Below are 19,954 nucleotides of genomic sequence, written 5' to 3' on the forward strand. Positions count from 1 at the left end.
ACCCCCGGGATACAGTGGCCGGAACCGAACGGGGGTCCCGCGGCCGGGCCGCACGGGGCTCCCGGGCCGTCGCAGCACCGCAGGGAGGGGCAGTCATGGCACGCGGCCGGGCCGGACATGCCTACAGCGTCGTAGCTGCGGCGGTCACCGTCGCGCTGGCCATCACGGTGGCGCTGCTCACCGCCGGCACACCGGCCGTCGGGGCCCACCCGTACACCGTGCGGGTGATGCCGCTCGGCGACTCCATCACCTGGGGCCAGGGCAGCCCCACCAGGTCGGGTTACCGCAAGCCGCTCTGGGACCTGGTGACCGGGCGGCAGTCGCGGTACACCGTGGACTTCGTCGGCTCGCAGCGCAACGGGGATCTGCCGGATCCGGCGAACGAGGGCCACCGGGGCTGGACCATCGACGGCGTACGGTCCCGGCTGGACGGCTGGCTGGCGGCGTACCGGCCCGAGGTCGTCCTGCTGCACCTCGGCATCAACGACCTGCTGCACCACCACGACCCGGCGCACGCCCCCGAGCGGCTGGCGGCGCTGGTCGACCGGATCTACGCCGACCGGCCCGGGGTCTCGGTGGTGTACATGGGACTGCTGCCCAACACGGTGCGGCAGCGGGCGCAGACCACCGCCTTCAACCGGAAGGCCGCCGCCCTGGAAGGGACCGAGCGCCGCAGGGGCCGGGCGTTCTGGTACGTGGCCCCGCCGCGGCTCGGCCACCCGGACATGGCCGACGGCGTGCATCCCGACGACGCCGGGTACCGGAAGATGGCCGCGGTGTTCTTCCCGGCGCTGAACAGCGCGGTGCGGGACCGGATGCGCCGGCTCGCTCCGGCGTCGGCCTCCGCCGCGCCGCCCCTCTGACGGCACCGCCGGCCACCGCGCTCCGGTACGGGTCAGCCGCGGAACTCCCCCGAGCCGCGGACCACCAGACGGGTCAGCAGCACCACGTCGCGCGGCGCCGACCGGTCGCCCGCTATCCGGGAGAAGAGCAGGTGCGCCGCGGTGCTGCCGAGCGCCACCGGGTCCTGGCTGACCACGGTGAGCGGCGGGCTGAGCCGCTCGGCCAGCGGAAGGTCGTCGAAGCCGACGACGGCCGGCGGGGCGGAGTGGTCGAGGCCGTCGAGCACCCCGAAGGTGATCAGGTCGTTGCTGGTGAACAGGGCCGTCGGTGGCTGCGGCAGCCGGCGCAGCTCGGCGAGGGCGGCGGTGGCCGCGGCGCGGGTGCGCAGGCCGTGCCGGACCAGGGCGGGGTCGGCGGGGATGCCGTGGGCGGTGAGGGCGTCGAGGTAGCCGGCGTGGCGTTCGGCCTGCGTCCAGATCTCGTAGCGGTCGCCGAGGAAGGCGATCCGGGTGTGGCCGTGGCCGAGCAGATGGGTCACCGCGCGCTGGGCGCCTGCCCGGTTGTCGACGGTGACGGTGTCCACCGCGAGGCCCCTGGCGGGACGGTCCACGCAGACCACCCGGGTGCCGTTCGCCATCGGCCGCTGAAGGAAGCCGTGGTCCCCGATGGTGGGCACGATGATCAGACCGTCCACCTGGCGGGCGGTGAAGGCGGCGATCACCTCGCGCTCGCGGCGCGGCTCGTCATTGGTGCTGGCGACCAGCACCACACAGCCGCGGCGGTGGGCCTCGTCCTCGACCGAGCGGGCCATCAGTGCGTAGAAGGGGTTGGCGAGGTCGTCGACCACCAGACCGATGGTTGCGGTGGCGGGGTTCTTCTGCCGCAGGTGGCGTGCGTTGTCGTTGCGCTGGTAGCCGAGCCGGCGGACCGCGCGTTCGACCTTGGCCGCGGTGGCCGGTGACACACCGGCCTCGCCGGACACGACCCGGGAGACGGTCATCGGGCTGACCCCCGCGGCGCGGGCCACGTCCTTCATCGTCGGGCGCTTCACGGGCCTCCTCCGGTGTGCCGCGGGTCCGCCGGTCCGCCGTCGCTCCGGTGACGGCGGACCGGCCGGATCCCGGGAAGCGGATAACGTTCCCAGAAATCGGTGCACGGTACGGGCGAACTGACGGCATGTCAATATGCCGGTCGGCCATCGCGGACGGTCGCGCGGATACGCTGCCGACCAGGCCGTACGGGCCCGCCGATGCCGGATCGGCGTCCGTGCACACACCCTTGACATACATCAGGTACACGTCAACACTCCGCACTGTCCCGGTACCGTTCACACGCTTCGGGCAGCCCGTGCCCCTGAAGGCCCACGCGCCAGCGCGACGCCGGGCCTTCCGCGAGAAGGTGATCCCCCCATGCTTCCTGCCCTGCTCCGTCTGCGAACCGCGGGTGCCCTCAGCGCCCTGTTACTCGCCGCCCTCACCGCCGGCGGCCTCGTGCCGGCCCCGGCGCACGCCGCGGCGGCCGCCAACCTCACGCAGTACGCCGACCCGTTCGTCGGCACCGACGACAGTTCGGCGCCCAACCCGGTGCCCGGCGGCGCCGGCGGCAGTACCTACCCGGGCGCGGTGGTGCCCTTCGGCGGTGTGCAGTTCAGCCCCGACACCCCCACCGGGTCGCCCTCCGGCTACCGGTACTCCGACACCAGCATCGAGGACGTCAGCCTCACCCACTTCGACGGCGCCGGCTGCCCCAACAACGAGGACCTGCCGCTGCTGCCTGTCACCGGGGCGCTGGGCACCTCCCCCGGCAGCAACTGGACGTCGTACGCGTCGTCGTACACCAAGGCCAACGAGACGGCGGCGCCCGGCTACTACAAGAACCGGCTGGACAAGTACGCCACCGATGTGGAACTCACCGCCACCACCAGGACCGGGATGGGACGGCTGACCTATCCGTCCTCCACCACCGCGGGGCTGCTGATCAACACCAGCCGCAGCGCGACCGGCAACCGCAGCGGCTCGGTGCGGATCAGCGGCTCCGAGGTCACCGGCAGCGTGACCGCGGGCGGCTTCTGCGGCTCGGCCAAGACCTACCAGATCTACTTCGACATCCGCTTCGACCGGGCCCCGACCGGCTTCGGCACCTGGTCGGGCGGCACGGTCAGCAGCGGCTCGGCGAGCACAAGCGGCACCAACACCGGGGCGTACGTCACCTTCGACACCACCAGCGCGCGGACCGTCCAGTTCAAGGTGGGGATCTCCTATGTCAGCGTGGCGGGCGCGCAGGCGAACCTGACGGCGGAGAACAACGGCTGGGACTTCGCGGCGGTGCGCACCGCGGCGGACACCGCCTGGAACGGCGTCCTCAACCGGGTCCAGGTCACCGGGGGTTCGGCCGCCGATCTGAAGAAGTTCTACACCGCGCTCTACCACGTCTTCCAGAGCCCCAACATCGAGAGCGACGTCAACGGTGACTACCGCGGCTTCGACAACGCGGTGCACAACTCGTCCCGGCCGGTGTACCAGAACTACTCCGGCTGGGACATCTACCGCTCCTGGGCGGCGCTGATCGCCCTGGTGGCACCCACCGAGGCGGCCGACATCGCCAAGTCCATGGTGCTGGACGGGCAGCAGGGCGGACTGCTGCCGAAGTGGTCGCAGGCCACCAACGAGGACTTCGTGATGACCGGGGACCCGGGTCCGATCGTCATCAGCAGCATGTACGCCTTCGGGGTCAGGGACTTCGACACCGCCGGTGCCCTGTCCCTGATGGAGAAGGCGTCCAACGGCGGTACGGCGCAGGGCTCACCCATCCGCGGCAATCAGTCGGCGTACACCAGTCTGCACTACATCAGCGGCGCCCCCTCCGACTCGCTGGAGTACTCGGCGTCCGACTTCGCGGTCGCCCAGTTCGCCAAGGCGCTCGGGAACACGGCGAGTTACACCACCCACATGACCCGTGCCCAGTGGTGGCGGAACACCTTCGGCACCGACTCGGGCTACATCCAGCCGCGCAACTCCGACGGCAGCTGGTCATGGCCGCTGGACCCGGCGAGCCAGAGCAACTTCACCGAGGGCAATGCCGCCCAGTACACCTGGATGGTGCCGTACGACTTCGCCGACCTGATCAACGACATGGGCGGCAGGCCGACCGCGGTGCAGCGGCTCGACCACCACTTCACCCAGGTCAACGCCGGGCAGACGCAGCCGTACTACTACATCGGCAACGAGCCCGAGCACGGCGTGCCGTGGGCGTACAACTTCGCCGGTGACCCGGCGGGTGCCTCCGACGCGGTCCGCAAGGTGATGACCGAGTCGTACACCACCGGCGCCGGCGGGCTGCCGGGCAACGACGACCTCGGCGCCACCTCGGCCTGGTACGTGTGGGCGGCGCTCGGCATGTACCCGGCGACGCCCGGCGCGGACACCCTCGCCGTCCACGGGCCGGCCTTCCCCTCGGTGCTCATCCAGCGGCCCGGCGGCGCCATCACCGTCAACGCCTCGGGCAGCGGCACCTATGTGCAGGCACTGAGGGTCAACGGAACGGCCACCAGCCACAATTACCTGCGCTACCCGGATCTGGCGGCCGGCGGGACGGTGGACTTCACCATGGGCGCCACGCCCAGCACGAGCTGGGGAACCGGCGCATCGGACGTACCGCCCTCCTTCCAGGACGGCGCCACACCGGTGCCGGCGGCCCCCGCGCTCGGCGCGAATCTGGCCCAGGGGCGGCCGGTGACCGCGTCGGCGTCCTGCGCCACCGCCGAGTCCGGTGACAAGGCGGTCGACAACTCGCTGAAGAACAACAGCAAGTGGTGCTCCAAGACGGCCAACGCGACGCTCCAGGTGGACCTCGGGGCGAGCAGGACCGTGTCGTCGTTCGTGGTCAAGCACGCGGGCCTGGGCGGCGAGAACACCGCGTGGAACACCGGCGCCTTCCAGCTGCAGACCAGCACCGACGGCTCGGCCTGGTCCACCGCGGCGACCGTCACCGGCTCACGGGCCAGCCGCACGTACACCACGGTCTCGCCCCGGCAGGCCCGCTACGCCCGGCTGCTGGTCACCCAGCCGGCGAACACCACCGGCAACGGCACGGACGCGGCCCGGATCTACGAACTGGAGGTCTACGGGAGCTGACGCGAGCGCCACCGGGCGGTCGTCTCCCCGCTGGGAGCGGCCGCCCGCGGCGCGTGCCGGTCACAGCACCCGCTGTCCCTTGCCCAGCGCGATCACACCGGCCTTCGACACGGTGTAGAGCTCCGCGTCCCGCTCAGCGTTGACCCCGATGCTGGCGCCCGGCGGGACGTCCACGTTCTTGTCGAGCACCGCGCCGCGCACGATGGCACCGCGGCCGACCCGTACGTTGTCGTGCAGCACCGAGCCCTGGACGACAGCGCCGGCGTCCACCACCACGCCGGGTGAGAGCACCGAGCGGGTGACCTGGCCGCGGATCACACAGCCCGGGCTGATCACCGACTCCCCCACGATGCCGCCGGCCGCGATCTTCGCCGGCGGCAGGCTGCCCTCGTGGGTGTAGATCGGCCAGCGCCGGTTGTAGAGGCTGAAGGCCGGCTGGTCGGAGATCAGGTCCATGTGCGCGTCGTAGTAGGCGTCGAGCGTGCCCACGTCCCGCCAGTAGCCGTGGTCGCGGCTGGTCTCGCCGGGCACGTGGTTGGTGTCGAAGTCGTACACCTGGGCGGCGCCCATGGCGGTGAGCCGGGGCAGGATGCTGCCGCCCATGTCATGGACCGAGTGCGGGTCCTCCGCGTCCTCGTGCAGCGCGTCCAGCAGCGTCTTGGTGGTGAAGAGGTAGTTGCCCATGGAGGCGAAGACATGGCCCGGGTCGTCCGGCAGCCCGGGCGGGTCCTCGGGCTTCTCCAGGAAGCGGTCCACCTGGATGCCGTCGCCGGCCGGGGTGATCACGCCGAAGGACGAGGCGTCCGCCCTGGGCACTTTTATCCCGGCCACGGTGACGCCCGCGCCGTGCTCGATGTGCTGGGCGAGCATCTGCCGGGGGTCCATCCGGTACACGTGGTCGGCGCCGAAGACCGCCACATAGTCGGGCTGCTCGTCGTAGATGAGGTTGAGCGACTGCAGGATCGCGTCGGCGCTGCCGAGGTACCAGCGCGGGCCGAGCCGCTGCTGGGCCGGCACCGGCGTGACGTAGTTGCCCAGCAGGCTGGACATCCGCCAGGTGGTGCTGACATGGCGGTCCAGCGAGTGCGACTTGTACTGGGTCAGTACGCAGATCCGCAGGATGTCGCCGTTGACCAGATTGGACAGCACGAAGTCCACCAGCCGGTAGGTGCCGCCGAAGGTCACCGCCGGTTTGGCCCGGTCGGCGGTGAGCGGCATCAGCCGCTTCCCCGCGCCACCGGCCAGCACTATGCCCAGCACCGAAGGTCCACCGCGCATCGAAGCCCCCTCAGATCATGTCCGCTCTCCGGTGTCCGGCGGGTGCCGTCCGGTTGCTGCCGAGTCCCGCGGGCTCAGCCGTCCTTGAGCACCGTCGCGTACAGCTCGGCGGTGCGCCGGGCGACGGTGTCCCAGCCGAATTCGATGACCGCCCGGTCCCGGCCGGCGTCGCCCATCCGGGCGGCCAGCGCGGGGTCGCCGATCAGCCGGTCGATCGCCTCGGCGAGCCCGGCCTCGAACTCCTCCGGGCGGCTCTCCCGGTAGGGCACCAGCAGCCCGGTCCTCCCGTCGTCCACCACCTCGGGTATGCCGCCGACCGCGGAGGCGACCACGGCGGTGCCGCAGCCCATCGCCTCCAGGTTGACGATGCCCAGCGGCTCGTAGACCGAGGGACAGACGAAGAGGGCGGCGTGGGTGAGGAGCTGGACGACGGCCGGGCGCGGCAGCATCGCCGGGATCCAGTGCACCCCGTCGCGCACCCCGCTCAGCTCGTCGAAGAGCGCCCGGAACTCGCGGTCCAGAGCGGGGGTGTCGGGGGCGCCGGCGCAGAGCACCAGCTGCGCGGCCGGGTCGATCCGGCGGGCGGCGCGCAGCAGGTGCGGTACGCCCTTCTGCCGGGTGATCCGGCCGACGAACAGGACGTACGGGCGGTCCGGGTCGATGCCGATCCGGTCCAGGACGTCGGTGCGCGGGTCGGGCCGGTAGGTGCTGGTGTCGATGCCGTTGCGGATCACCTGGACCCGGTCCGGGTCGAGCATCGGGTAGCTGGCCAGGATGTCGCGGCGCATGCCGTCGGAAACGGCGATCACCGCGTCCGCCGACTCCATCGCGGTCCGCTCGGCCCAGCTGGACAGCGCGTAGCCGCCGCCCAGCTGCTCGGCCTTCCACGGGCGCAGCGGCTCCAGCGAGTGCGCGGTCAGTACATGCGGGATGCCGTAGAGCAGCTTGCCGATGTGGCCGGCCAGATTGGCGTACCAGGTGTGCGAGTGCAGCAGCTCGCGGCCCTCCAGCGCGGCGGCGATCTGGAGATCCACCCCGAAGGTGCGCAGCGCGTCGTTCGCCCCGTCCAGCGAGGCGGGGGCGCGGTGCCGGAAGACTCCGTCCGCCGCGCCCTCTCCCCAGCTGTGCACCTCCAGGTCCACCAGCGCGCGCAGCTCGCGGGCGAGGAATTCCACATGGACCCCGGCCCCGCCGTACACGTCCGGCGGATACTCCCGGGTCAGCAGCCCGACCTTCACCGCGCCCTCCCGCTCTCGACAGCTTGCGTCTGCTCGTTGCCTTCCCCGTTGGGGCAAGGCATATCACGTGGAGGCGGCCGGATCATCCGGTCCGGATGATCGTGGTGTCACGGCAGCCCGTTCACGTATCAGCAGGTGGCCACGGTCGCACGAGGTGCTCACGGTCTCAAGAGGTGCTGAGGTCGAACTGCTCCCAGGTGCCGATCGCGGTCCGGTTGGCGATCAGCGGGTCGGCGCCGGCGTTCTCCGCGGTGACGTACAGATTGTTCGCCAGCGACTTGAGGCTGACCGTCCCGTTGGCGTTCTGGATCAGCTGGAAGGTCTCCCAGGGGCCGACGGCGGCGCGGTTGGCCACCAGCGGCTCGGCGCCGGCGTTCTCCGCGGTGACGATCAGACCGTTGGCGTGGGCGCGCAGCGCGATGTTTCCGCCGCCCGCGTCGATCCGGTCGAACTGCTCCCAGGCCTGGGCGGTCGGGCGGTCGGCGATCAGCGGGGAGGCGCCGGCGTCGTCCGCGGTCACGAACAGGTTGTTGGCGCGGGCCCGCAGGCTGATCACGGTGCCGGTGCCCGGGCTGGTCCCGCCGCCGGTGACGACGGGCTGGGTGGGGCGGGTCGCGGTCAGCGCGATCTGTCCCTTGAGCATCCGGCCACCGTCCCCGGTCAGCCGCAGATAGTAGTCCGACGAGCACGCCGTACCGTCCTCGTCCAGCGCCAGCATCCCCGAATCAGTGGGCAGCCACGCCGCGGACTCCGCGGTCTTGGCGATCTGATTGCCCTCGTTGAACTCGTCGAACATCGAGATGTAGATCCCCTGCACCCCCGCCCGCTTCATGTTGTAGAACTGCCGCCACATGAAATCCCCGTGCGCCCGCTGCCGCAGCGTCACCGCACCCGGCAGCACACACGGCAGATAGTCGATGCCGTGCGCCGCACAGTCCGCCAGATCCGGAACCGTCGCCACGTTGTAGAAGTTGTCCGCGTCCCCGACATTCCCGATCCGGCCCACCAGCCACGGCGACAGCGCGTGGAAGGCGTGGTAGACATCGATGAACCCGGGACGGGAATCACGGTCACCGGTACGCCACCAGGTCGGCACCCCGCCGATCACATAACACCCCTGGTCCTTGAACCAGTTGACGACATCCAGACACGGCGCCGGCGCGAACGGCCGCTTGTCGTCACTGAAGCCGAAGCCCCAGATACACACCACCGGCTTGCCGTTCTGCGTGGCATACGCCGACGACGCGGTGTGCGCCTTCATCTTGGCGGTCCAGTCGTTCTTGATCTCCGACTGCATGGTCGTCCAGTCGGTCACGTCGTACATGATGTAGAACTTCCGGCCGTGCGACTCCGCCGCACTGCGCACCTTGGCCGCCATCGCGTCCCGCGTCGGCCCCTCACCGCCCACCGGGTTGAACCGCTGCAGCGCCGCGGTGTCGATGCCGTTCTGCTGCATCCACAGGAAATGCGTGTCCACGGTCTGCTGGTCGTAGGAGGAGAAGAGGTCCGCCGGCTGCCCGTTGCCGAGATTCGCGTACCCCGAGCGATACGTCCGGCTGAACTCCCGCACATCCGGCCACGCCACGATCGTGGTGTTCGACGGCGCCGGCGGCTGCCCGCCGTTCGCACTGTAATGCCACCAGGAGTTGATCGGCGCACCGTCACCCGGGCACGCGAACCACCCCTGATACCCGACCGAGACCTTGCCGACGACATCACCCGGACCACTCGCCGCCGGCGCCGCACCGGCCGACGACACCGGACCGACCACACCCAGCGCGGCCAGACCCACAGCGGCCGAACCTCCGGCCGCCGTGCCCAGGAACATACGACGTGACACACCCATGGAAAACTCCGATGTTCAACAGATGAACTCAGCGTCCCCGGGGCGGGCCGTGCGTGATCGACAACGGCATGCCAGGTGTTCCGCTTCATCTGCGCAGGCTTGCGGTGGGGGGAGGTACGTACCGGTTCTCGGCACGCACCACGCTGAGCGCTTCTGCATAAGCGGTTTGAGGTCTGCAGGGATTCAACTGCTGAAACAAACATGCCGTCAAGGGTCCAGACCAACTAGGATATTTGTCTGGAATGTACCTATTTGCTCCGGCCAATGGACCATTGAGCCCTCGCCCATTGGCGACATAGATCGGATGACCTGGTTCACTGCTTGTGCGCGGCTCCGCTCCCGCCGAGTCCACCCCGGTCGACGCGGAATCCGGCCAGACGTCCCTCCCGTCCCCCGACCTGCGCGGCTGTCACGTGGCCCAAGCACATGACCGGCCGCCGGGTGGCGAATACGGCCGATCCCGTACCCCGAAGTGACCTGCGGATTGACGATTTATGGACGGCTGCAAGGACCCCGGCCCGGGCACACGTAGGGGAGAAACAACGTGACGACCACCACACCCCACGCCGCCGCATCCGTGCCGTTGCGCACCGGAGAGCGGTTGGCGCTGGCACTGGCGAGGGAAGACATGATGCAGGAGTACCACCGGTGGGAGACCGATCCGGCGACGGTGGTCGGCTTCGGTGCCCGCTGGCCGGTCTCCTGGGACGTCTTCCAGGCCCGCTTCCGGGGCATCCACACCTCGTCCCACTACCAACTCTTCGAAGTGATCACCGTCACGGACGGGGTTCCGGTCGGAACGACGTCCCTCAGCGTGGATCAATCGGTCAACAACGCGGAATTCACCCTGGTGATAGCCCCGGAGCACCGCGGCCGGGGCTACGCGGCCGAAGCCACCGCACTCACCTTGGACTGGGCGTTCACCATCGCGTCGCTCGACGCGGTGTGGCTGGCGGTCCTGGCTCCGCACATACCGGCGGTGAACGCCTATCTCAAGGCCGGCTTCCGTGCGGCCGGCCGGCTTCGCAACGCGGCCCTGTGGCACGGGGAGCGCGTGGACAAGCTCCTCCTGGACTGCGTCCCGGAAGATCTGGCAGCGGAAAAGAGGTGAATCACGATGTCCTGCCCCGACGTGAACTGCCGCAAGGGCGGCTGCACCACCGACCCCGGCCGTGACCGGCCCGGCGCCGGGAACGACCCCGGCAACGGCTGATCCAGCCGAGCGGCGCACCGGTACGACCCACCGGCCGGCTCGTCCGGTCCCCCGTGCCGTGGCGCGCGGCCCGGCCGCGCGCCACGGCTCTCCGGGAATCCCGGAAAAAAACTGGAATACGTTCCCCGGACCGGGGCAGGCGGGCGGCGAACAGTCGGATTGAGTGCGAGGCGATGACGTGACCGCAATGGTTCAGCAGTCGGAAGGCACGGACGGCACGGCGACGGGCGAGCGGTGGTCGGCGGCGTCACAGGACGCGACCGGCGGGCTGCCCTGGATCGACGACGCGACGGGAGTGGCACCCCAGGATGCCCGGGTGCTCTCCAAGCTCTTCTTCGACCGGCTCCAGGAGCTCGAAGAAGGCACCCACGCCTACAGTTACGCGCGCAACACACTGATCGAGATGAATCTCGCCCTGGTGCACTTCGCGGCGGGCCGGTACCGCAACCGCCCGGCCACCGACCGCGAGGAGATCATCCAGGTCGGCACGATCGGCCTGATCAAGGCGATCGACCGGTTCGACCTCTCCCGGGAGACGGAGTTCACCACCTTCGCCATCCCCTACATCGTCGGTGAGATGAAGCGGTTCTTCCGCGACACCTCGTGGGCGGTGCATGTGCCGCGCCGTCTGCAGGAACTGCGGGTGGAGCTGAGCAAGACCAAGGAGCAGCTGTCGCTGCTGCTGGACCGCGACCCGACGGTGGCCGAGCTCGCCGCCCACCTCGAACTCACCGAGGAGGAAGTGATCGAGGGACTGGTGGCCGCCAACGGCTACACCGCCGGCTCGCTCGACACCCCGTACAGCGACGCGGACAGCGGCTCCGACGGTGAGGGCCGTACGCTCGCCGACACCTTCGGGGAGTGCGACCCGGCACTGGAGCTGGTGGAGAACTTCCACAGCCTGGCGCCGCTGATCGAGCAGCTGCCCGAGCGGGACCGCAAGCTGCTGCAGATGCGGTTCGGCGAGGAGATGACCCAGGCGCAGATCGGTGAGGAGCTGGGCTACTCGCAGATGCATGTGTCCCGGCTGCTGAACCGGACGCTGAGCAAGCTACGGGCGGGGCTGTTCGCCCAGGCGTGAGCCCGGGTACGGGCGGAGGCGGCAGCCGCCGCTTCCGCCGAGGCCCCTCAGCAGCGATGTGACCCCCTGATCGAACCCGGCTGTTCGCATCCGGCGGCCGCGGTCCGGACCCCTTTCCCGGACCGCGGCCGTCGTGCGTCCCGCCCGCGCCGTCAGGAGGTCGTGACGTCCGCGCGGTCGATGGCGATGTTGTTGCCGCTGCTGGCGCCGTTCTTCCGGCCGCTGTTGGTGATGGTCAGCGTGTGACTGCCGGCCGCGAGCTGCGGGCTGGTCCACACCGCGCCCGAGGCGTTGCGGACCGGCGCGTAGCCGTCGACGTCCACCGGGGCGCCGCCGTCCAGCGAGAGCGTCATGATGCCCTGGTCCACGTCGCGCACCGCGTAGAGCACCACCTTGGTCCCGGTGAAGTGGAAGCTCGCCTGGGCGCCCGCGGTGAAGGACCAGTTGGCGGTCTGCTGGTACATGTCGGAGACGCCGTTGGTCACTCCCCAGCCGGCGCCGTACTGGAAGTGGTCCGGATCGCCGGCGCCGGTGGCGGTGCCGTCCACGGTCACGGTCTGGTTGACCGGTCCGGTGGAGCCGTTGCCCGGGGTGAGGGTGACGGTGTAGGCGTCGGCGCCGCCGGTGACCTGGACCGGCACATGCAGGGTGCTGCCGTCGGGGGTCAGATCGCTGTCGAAGACGGTGACCGGCCCGCCGCTGAGCGGATTGGCGTCGGGGATCCGCTGGATCTTCGCGTGCACCTTGCCGTTGCCGAGCAGCCAGGATGCGGCCGGCAGGTTCTGGAAGTCGACCGTCGCGGTGCCGCCCTGGCCCGAGTTGTTGCCGATCAGCGCCCGGACCTGGTGGGCGCCGCTGTCCAGCGCGGCGGCCACCGCGGTGCCGCCGTTGGTGGTGCTGCCCAGCAGATGGCCGCTGAGCTGGGCGTACGCCTGGTAGACGTACCACTGCCCGGTGGGCGCGCCGTTCACCAGCAGTGAGTCGAGGGTGCCGGCGCCGCAGCAGTCGGACCAGATCGCGTGGGCGGCGCCGCTGACGCCGGCCACCGCGAGCCGGTCGAGGAACCAGGCGGTGGAGGCGGAGTTCTGCTGCTGCGAGAACAGGTACTCGTTGATGGTGAGCGGCAATCCGCTGACGCCGTGCGCGGAGAGCAGACCGCGGGCGTCGGCGGCGTCGGCTGCCGGGTCGTTGCCGAAGTGCCAGTTGACGACGTTCGGCAGCGTGTTGTCGCTCTTGGTACGGCCGAGGAAGCCGTCGAGCCACCCGTGGTTGTAGCCGCTGTAGGACGGGCCGACGACCGGGGCGGACGGCACGAGGCGCCGGATCTCGCGGACCGCGGTGTCCCACATCTGGTAGTACTGCTCGCTGTTGACGCCGCGCTGCCAGAACCCGGTGCCGTCGGGCTCGTTCCAGATGTCGTACGAGACGGGGACACCGGACGCCTGCACGTCGGAGACCAACTGGTCCACGAACGCCTTCCAGTTGGAGCAGTCGCCGTTGTCGCAGGGATAGACGGTGTTGGCCGGCTGGGTGGTGTCGGCGCCCCAGACGTCGGAGACCAGCAGGTGGTAGGTGGCGTGGTAGGGCGCCGCGGTGACCCGGCGGGCCTGCGAGAGCGCGGAGTTGATCCGCACCCGGTAGCCGTCGCCGGCGCGGTAGCCGTCGCCGAGCCAGCCCCCGCCGTCGATCCGGGCGCCGCCGCCGCGGAAGAGGCCGGGCTTCAACGGCTGCAGCAGACTGTCGGCAGGGGCCGAGCCGTCCTGGCTGAGGCCGTAGAGGAAACCGGAGCCGACGGCGGTGGGAGCCGCGCCCTGGTTGCCGAGGTCGACGCTGACGGTGGTGTTCGCGGCCGCGGCCGGCGACGCGCTGAGCCCGGTGGCCGCCAGCGTCGCGGCTGCCGCCGCGACGGCCAGTGCGGCAGCCAGCGAGGCTCGTGCCTTACCGCGCCTGCCGGGCCGGAAACGGGATCGGAGTGGGGGGTTCATCGTTCCTCCCTGAAGGAGATGAAGGGATCGGCCTGCGCCCGTACGAAGAAGGGAACGGCGTCCAGTGGGGCCGGGACGGTGACCCATTGACCGCCGTGGTGGACGGCGCCGGTGCCGTGGTGGGTCCAGTCGGCGCCGGCCGGCAGATAGACCCGGCGCTCCCGCGCACCGGGGTGGATCACGGGCGCCACCAGCAGGTCGTGCCCGCACAGGAACTGGTCGTCGATGTCCCAGCCGGTGGCATCGTCGGGGAACTCCAGCAGCAGCGGCCGGATCAGCGGCAGCCCGCTGGTCCGGCCCGCCTCCAACTGCTCGTGCAGGTACGGCCGGAGGCGTTCGCGCAGTGCCAGGCCCGCGGTCATGGCCGCCTGCGCCCGCTCGCCGTACGACCAGATCTCGTTGGGGCCGCCGCCCACGCCGACCGGTCCCTGGAAGACCCGCGGTTCGCGGTGGCCGTGCAGCCGCAGCAGCGGGCAGAAGACGGCGAACTGGAACCAGCGGACCATGAGTTCGCGGTAGTCCTCGTCGTCCGGGTCACCGCCGTGGAAGCCGCCGATGTCGGTGGTCCACCACGGGATGCCGCTCATCGCCACGTTGAGCCCGGCCCGGACGGAGTCGGCCAGCGCCTCGAAGGTCGCCGGTATGTCGCCCGACCACAGGGCGACGCCGTACCGCTGGGAGCCGGCCCAGGCGGATCTGACCAGGGAGAGCACCTCGGTCTCGCCCTGCTCGGTGAGGTGTTCGTACACGCCGCGGGCGTGCTCGCGCGGGTAGAGGTTGGCGACCTCGGAGCCGGGGCCGGCCGCATAGCTGAGATTGTGCGGATGCCCCGGGCGCATCTCCGGTTCGCAGGCGTCCAGCCAGAAGGCGCGGATGCCGAGCTTGTAGTAGTGCTCCTGGAGCCGGTCCCAGAGGGCAGCGCGGGCGGCGGGGTCGGTGGCGTCGTAGAAGGCCACGCCGATGCCTTCGGGGGCTTCGTCGGTGTCCGGCCAGTCGGCGTGCACGGTGGCGCCGTTGTACGTGGCCACCAACTGCCCGGCGTCCCGCAGTTCGCCGTACGCCGCGGACAGCGGGCTGACCGACGGCCACACCGAGACGGCCAGTTCGACGCCGAGCGTACGCAGTTCCTCCACCATGGCGCGCGGGTCCGGCCAGTGCCGGCGGTCGAAGTCCCAGTCACCGAGGCTGCGCCAGTGCAGGTAGTCCACCACGATCACCGAGAGCGGCAGGCCGCGGCGGGCGTACTCCCGGGCCACGTCGAGGAGTTCGGCCTGGTCGCGGTAGCGCAGCTTGCTCTGCCAGAGACCGGAGGCCCAGCGCGGGAAGGCGGGGGCGTGGCCGGTGGCGTCGGCGTAGTGGGCCAGGATCTCGGCGGGCGTGCGTCCCGCGGTCAGCCAGTAGTCGAGCTGCCGGGTCCGGTCGGCGACCCAGCGGGTGCCGTTGGCGGCGAACTCCACCCGCCCGACGGCGGGGTTGTTCCACAGGAAGCCGTAGCCGCGGCTGGAGACCGCGAACGGGATGGTCACCTCGCCGTTGCGCTGCTGGAGTTCCTGGACGGTGCCCTTCTGGTCGAAGCGGCCGTGGCCGTGCTGGCCGAGGCCGTGCACCCGCTCGTCGTCGTAGGCGGCGAAGCGCTGCTCGATCCGGTACGTGTCGCCGCCGGCCGCCTCGAAGTGGCGGGCGCCGGGCCACCAGAAGTGCGGTGGCTCCTCGCGCAGCAACTCCTCGCCGGTGTCGGTGCGTTCCGCGCTGACCAGGCCGTCGTCGGCGGCGACGGTGATGCGCAGCAGGCCGTTGGTGAGGGTGGCGTGCGTGGCGTGGACCTCGACGGTGCACGGCGCGGCCGGTGGCCGGGCCTGGAGTGCGCCCGGCAGCCCGTCGACGACGCGGTGCACACCGGCCCGGATCCGGACACTGTCCGGGCCCCAGGGCTCGATCTCCAGCACGTGGTGGCCCTGGCGCCACCTGAGTCGGTCGGGGGTGCGGGTGAACGCGGACGGCAAAGGGTCTCCTCGGGTGGTGAAGGGGCGTGCGGCGAGTTCGTGCGACAGGTGCGGTGTGTACGGCGAAGGCGCCGGGTCAGTCCTTGACGGCGCCACTGGTGACACCGGCCGCGACATAGCGCTGGGCGACGACCAGCAGGACGGCGGCGGGCAGGGACGCGATGATTCCGGTGGCCATCACGCTGTTCCAGTCGCTCAGGTGGGCGCCGATGAAGCGGTAGATGCCGACGGTGACCGGCGCCCGGTCGTCGTCGGTGGTCAAGGTGACCGCGAAGAGGAAGTCGGCCCAGGTGAAGAGGAAGGAGAACAGGCCGGCGGTGATCACCGCGTTCCGGGTGACCGGCAGGATCACCGACAGCAGCGTCCTGATCCGCCCCGCCCCGTCCAGCACCGCGGCCTCGCTCAGTTCGGCGGGCACCTGGCGCATGGCGGTCTGCAGGATGAGCGCGGCGAAGGGCACGCAGAGCGTGGAGTCGGCGAGGATCAGCGCCAGGGGGGAGTTCAGCAGGTGCAGGGTGTTGGCCGCGGTGTAGAAGGAGTTGGCCATCACCACCCCGGGGATCATCTGCGCGATGAGGAAGGCGAAGGTGAGCGATCGCCCGCCGGGCGCGCGCAGTTGGGCCATCCCGTACGCGGCGGGGACGGCGATCAGCAGCACCAGGACGACGGTGCCCGCGGACACGCCGAGGCTGACCAGCAGATGGCCGCCCTGGCTGGAGAAGGCGTTGCGGTATCCCTGGAGGGTGCCGTGCAGCGGGATCCAGGTCGGCGAGCTCTTCACCAGGTCGGTGGAGGGCAGCAGTGAGGCGTTGAGCATCCAGTACAGCGGGAAGAGCATCACCGCGAGGATCAGTACGCCGATGACGGTGTTGACCGGGCCGCGCGCCGTGCGGGCACGTTTCCCGCGGCGGGCGCCGGCGCCTGCGGTACGGGACCGGCGGCCGGCGGTGGCGCTCACCGTCCGGCCTGCCGCTGCTCACGGGTGCTGCGCAGGTAGACCGCCGCGAACACCACCGCCACCAGGATCAGCAGATTGCCCACCGCGGCTCCGCGGCCGAAGAGCAGCTGCTGGAAGGAGAGGTTGTAGGCGAAGGTGGTCAGCGTCTGCGAGGAGCCGGCCGGGCCGCCCTGGGTGAGGATCATGATCACATCGAAGACCTTGATCGTGTAGATCAGCCCGAGGGTGAGCACCACCGCGGTGACCGGGCGCAGCAGCGGCAGCGTGATGTGCCGGAACCGGTGCCAGGCGTTCGCGCCGTCGAGTGCCGCGGCCTCGTACAGCTCGCCGGGGATCGCCTGCAGGCCGCCGTAGAGGATCACCATGTTGAACGGGATGCCGACCCAGATGTTGACCAGGGTCACGGCGATCAGTGAGTCATGGGTGCTGGCCAGCCAGGGGATCGGGTGACTGGCCAGGTGAAGCTGCAGCAGGACGTGGTTGAGCACGCCGGAGTCGGTGTCGAGGATCCACCGCCAGGCGGTGCCGGAGACCACCAGCGGCAGCAGCCACGGCACCAGCAGCAGGGAGCGCAGCGGCCCGCCCAGCGGGAACCGGCGGTTGAAGAAGACCGCGAGCGCCAGACCGATGGCGAACTGGAAGACCAGCGAACCGGCGGTGAACAGCGCGGTGTTGAGGACGGTGCGGCCGAAGTGGCTGTCGTGCAGGACGGCCGTGTAGTTGGCCCAGCCGACGTAGGGCGCCACTCCGGTGTAGAAGGAGGAGACCGTGTAGTTCTGGAAGCCCATCCGGATGCTGCCGGCCAGCGGGTAGAGATAGAAGCCGGCGACGTACAGCCAGGCGGGCACCACGAAGGCGACGGCCGCCCAGCGGGCCCTGTGCCGGCGGTGGTTGCCCGTCGGTCCGGCCTGCGGGGAGCCGTCGGTCCGGCCGGCCGGGCGCAGTGCGGCCCGGGCCGCGGTGGTGGACATCGGGCCGTCCCTAGTTCTTCGCCGCGGACTGGGCCTGCGACAGTGCCGCCTTGGGGTCCTTGCCCCCGGCCAGCGCCGACTGGATCGCGTCCGCGAGCGCCTGGCTGACCTTGGGGTAGGCGGTGCCCAGTTCGGTGGTCCGCGCCCTGGCGGTGGCGACCTCCTGGACGAAAGCGGCCATCTGCGGGTCGCTGGTGGCGAGTTGGGCGGCCGCCTGCTGGTTGCTCGGGATGTAGCCGGCGTCCTTGGCCCACGTGGCGCTCTCGTCGTGTCCGAGCAGGCACTTGACCACCTTGACGGCGTTCGCCTCGCGGGCGGCGTTGCTGTGCCCGACGGTCCACACCTCGCCGCCGAGCGGGGTGACCGGTTTCGCCGACGCGGCCGGAACCGGGATCGGCACCACCCCGAAGTGGAGGTCCTTCTTGGCGTTGAGGGTCGGCAGCTGCCAGGGGCCGTTGACCATCATCGCCGCGTTGCCCGCCAGGAACTGGTCGTTGACGTCGGCCTGGGTCCAGGTGACCACCGACTTGGACGCGGCGCCCGAGCCGACCAGGTCCTTCCACAGGCTGAGCGCCTGCACGGCCTGCGGGGAGTCCAGCTGCTTGAGGTCCGCGCCCGCGGTCCAGAAGAACGGTTCGAACTGGAAGGTGCCCTCCTCGTTGCCGACCGCGCTGAACGCCAGGCCGTAGCGGGGGCTTTGCGTGAGCTTCTTGGCGTCGGTCTTCAACTCCTGCCAGGTGGCGGGCGGTTGCAGGCCGGCCTGGGTGAACGCGTCCTTGTTGTAGTAGAGGGCGAGTCCGTTGACGCCGGGCGCTATGCCGTAGGTCTGGCCCTGGTACTGCCCGGCCGCGACGATCGACGGGTAGAGGCCGCTGGTGGTCAGGCCCGCCTTGGAGAGCGACACCAGGCCGCCGGTGGCGGCGAGTTGCTGCAGATCGGGGTTGTCGATCAGGGCCAGGTCGGGCAGCGAGCGGGCGGATGCCTGCTGGAGCAGCTTGGGCAGGAACTGGTCGCGCGGCACCTGCTGGTGCTTGATCTTCACCCCCACCTGGGTGGCGCACTCGTCGAGGATCGCGGGCAGCTGGGTGTTCTGCGGGGCCGCGTCGTAGTAGTCCATCTCGGTCAGGCTGCCGGCGTCACCGCCGGAGCCGCCGCTGCCGGTGCCGCAGGCGGCCAGCAGCAGGGCGCCCGCGGCGGCGAGCACGGCCGCCGTGCCGGGTCTGGCGATCGGGTGCGATGGACGGGAACGACGGGAGGGCATGCGGCTCATGACGTGCCTTTCGAATCGATTCGACAGTGCGTCGGAAGTGCGGGGGCCGAACGGGCGGCGGGTGGTGGGTGGTTCGGGGCAGAGGGGGGCGGGGTGGCCTAACCGCGGCCGGCCGGACCGGTGCTCGCGCGGATCTTGAGGGTGGGTGCCAGCAGCGACTCGGCGGGCAGCTCCTCCCCCTCGATCCGGCGGGCCAGACTGCGTACGGCCGCCCGCGCCAGCTCCTCGGCGGGCAGCGAGACCGAGGTCAGCGGCGGATCGCACCGCTCGGCCTCGTCGTCGGGACAGATCGCGATCACCGAGATGTCGCCGGGGACCCGCAGACCGAGCCCGGCCAGGCGGTCCATCACCAGGGGCAGCGCCCGCTCGTTGTAGACGATCAGGGCGGTCAGGTCGGGCTGCCGGGCCAGCAGGTCGTCCAGGGCGCGGACCACTCCGCCGGGCGCGGTGTCGCAGGCCGCCCAGACACTGGACTGCCCGCGCGCGGCCAGCGCGTCGGTGACCGTCTCGCGGGCGTGGATCGCGTACGCCACGTCCCGTCCGAAGGCTTCCGGCGCCTGCCCGAGGTAGCCGACCGCCGTGTGGCCGGCCTCGTCGAGGTGCTCCGCGCAGGCCCGGGCGGCGAGCGCGAAGTCGAAGTCCACCCGCGGCAGTCCGTGCGGGTCGTCAGGGGTGCCGACCACGACCGCGGGGCACTTCAGACGGGTGAGCAGCGGGATGCGCGGGTCGCTGCGCTGCACCTCCATCAGCATCACCCCGTCGACCAGGGCGCTGGCCACCGCGTCCCTGATCGCCGCCTCGCCGTCGTCGTCGGTGAGCATCAGGACCTTCAGGCCGCTCTCCTGAGCCGCCGTCAGGGCCGCCCAGACGTACGGCATCTGCACCTGGTTGTGCGGGCCGTAGACCATCGGCAGCGCCATCGCGATCACCCCGGTGCGGCGGGTGCGGATGGACCTGGCGCCGGCGTGCGGCCGGAACCCCAGTACGGCGATGCTGCGTTCGACCCGCTTGATGGTCTCCGCGGAGATGGTCCGGTTGCCGCTGAGCACATAGCTGACCGTGCTGCGGGAGACGCCCGCGTGCCGGGCCACGTCCGCGATCGTCACCGTCATCGGTGGGTGTCTCCTGTCGTGCC

At 70.9% G+C, this 19,954-nt stretch carries 14 protein-coding genes; 4 read left to right on the forward strand and 10 right to left on the reverse strand.

Annotated elements, in window-relative coordinates; all coding sequences use genetic code 11:
* Nucleotides 1-95: 95 nt before the first annotated feature.
* Nucleotides 96-863, forward strand: a complete 768-nt coding sequence (locus OG552_RS04700; RefSeq protein ID WP_329129845.1) for an SGNH/GDSL hydrolase family protein — start codon at nt 96-98, stop codon at nt 861-863.
* A gap of 32 nt (nt 864-895) precedes the next feature.
* Here the strand turns inward: OG552_RS04700 and OG552_RS04705 are convergent, their stop codons facing one another.
* Complete coding sequence (locus OG552_RS04705) at nt 896-1,894, reverse strand: LacI family DNA-binding transcriptional regulator (protein ID WP_329129846.1); 999 nt, start codon at nt 1,892-1,894, stop codon at nt 896-898.
* A 358-nt stretch (nt 1,895-2,252) separates the two neighbouring features.
* Between OG552_RS04705 and OG552_RS04710 the strand changes: the two genes are divergently transcribed.
* The gene (locus OG552_RS04710) at nt 2,253-4,976 is read left to right on the forward strand and encodes a GH92 family glycosyl hydrolase (RefSeq protein WP_329129848.1); all 2,724 of its coding nucleotides are present in this window, start codon (nt 2,253-2,255) and stop codon (nt 4,974-4,976) included.
* Nucleotides 4,977-5,036: 60 nt separating this feature from the next.
* Here the strand turns inward: OG552_RS04710 and glgC are convergent, their stop codons facing one another.
* The 3 genes from glgC to OG552_RS04725 all read right to left on the reverse strand — a co-directional run bounded on the left by glgC (nt 5,037) and on the right by OG552_RS04725 (nt 9,338).
* The gene (glgC, locus tag OG552_RS04715) at nt 5,037-6,254 is read right to left on the reverse strand and encodes a glucose-1-phosphate adenylyltransferase (RefSeq protein ID WP_329129850.1); all 1,218 of its coding nucleotides are present in this window, start codon (nt 6,252-6,254) and stop codon (nt 5,037-5,039) included.
* A gap of 74 nt (nt 6,255-6,328) precedes the next feature.
* On the reverse strand, nt 6,329-7,492 hold the full coding sequence (glgA, locus tag OG552_RS04720) for a glycogen synthase (RefSeq protein WP_329129852.1): 1,164 nt from the start codon (nt 7,490-7,492) through the stop codon (nt 6,329-6,331).
* Nucleotides 7,493-7,658: 166 nt separating this feature from the next.
* Nucleotides 7,659-9,338, reverse strand: a complete 1,680-nt coding sequence (locus tag OG552_RS04725) for a xylosidase (RefSeq protein ID WP_329129853.1) — start codon at nt 9,336-9,338, stop codon at nt 7,659-7,661.
* A gap of 544 nt (nt 9,339-9,882) precedes the next feature.
* On the opposite strand from OG552_RS04725, the gene OG552_RS04730 reads away from it, so the two are divergent.
* The gene (locus tag OG552_RS04730; RefSeq protein WP_329129855.1) at nt 9,883-10,449 is read left to right on the forward strand and encodes a GNAT family N-acetyltransferase; all 567 of its coding nucleotides are present in this window, start codon (nt 9,883-9,885) and stop codon (nt 10,447-10,449) included.
* Nucleotides 10,450-10,729: 280 nt separating this feature from the next.
* Entirely contained in the window at nt 10,730-11,632 is a 903-nt protein-coding gene (locus tag OG552_RS04735) for an RNA polymerase sigma factor SigF (RefSeq protein ID WP_329129856.1), read from the forward strand.
* A gap of 152 nt (nt 11,633-11,784) precedes the next feature.
* On the opposite strand, the gene OG552_RS04740 is transcribed toward OG552_RS04735, so the two are convergent.
* The 6 genes from OG552_RS04740 to OG552_RS04765 all read right to left on the reverse strand — a co-directional run bounded on the left by OG552_RS04740 (nt 11,785) and on the right by OG552_RS04765 (nt 19,931).
* Nucleotides 11,785-13,617, reverse strand: a complete 1,833-nt coding sequence (locus tag OG552_RS04740) for a beta-xylosidase (RefSeq protein ID WP_329129857.1) — start codon at nt 13,615-13,617, stop codon at nt 11,785-11,787.
* The gene (locus OG552_RS04745) at nt 13,614-15,737 is read right to left on the reverse strand and encodes a glycoside hydrolase family 31 protein (protein ID WP_443070866.1); all 2,124 of its coding nucleotides are present in this window, start codon (nt 15,735-15,737) and stop codon (nt 13,614-13,616) included. The genes OG552_RS04740 and OG552_RS04745 overlap by 4 nt, the downstream gene beginning before the upstream one ends.
* Nucleotides 15,697-16,458, reverse strand: coding sequence for a carbohydrate ABC transporter permease (locus OG552_RS04750; RefSeq protein WP_329140534.1), 762 nt, complete (start codon nt 16,456-16,458; stop codon nt 15,697-15,699). The genes OG552_RS04745 and OG552_RS04750 overlap by 41 nt, the downstream gene beginning before the upstream one ends.
* 116 nt (nt 16,459-16,574) lie before the next feature.
* Nucleotides 16,575-17,549, reverse strand: a complete 975-nt coding sequence (locus OG552_RS04755) for a carbohydrate ABC transporter permease (protein WP_329129860.1) — start codon at nt 17,547-17,549, stop codon at nt 16,575-16,577.
* 10 nt (nt 17,550-17,559) lie between these two features.
* Complete coding sequence (locus OG552_RS04760) at nt 17,560-18,810, reverse strand: sugar ABC transporter substrate-binding protein (protein WP_329129862.1); 1,251 nt, start codon at nt 18,808-18,810, stop codon at nt 17,560-17,562.
* A 107-nt stretch (nt 18,811-18,917) separates the two neighbouring features.
* Complete coding sequence (locus OG552_RS04765) at nt 18,918-19,931, reverse strand: LacI family DNA-binding transcriptional regulator (RefSeq protein WP_329129864.1); 1,014 nt, start codon at nt 19,929-19,931, stop codon at nt 18,918-18,920.
* Nucleotides 19,932-19,954: the final 23 nt, after the last annotated feature.

Origin of the sequence: Streptomyces sp. NBC_01476 (genome assembly GCF_036227265.1) — a bacterium.
GTDB lineage: Bacteria > Actinomycetota > Actinomycetes > Streptomycetales > Streptomycetaceae > Actinacidiphila.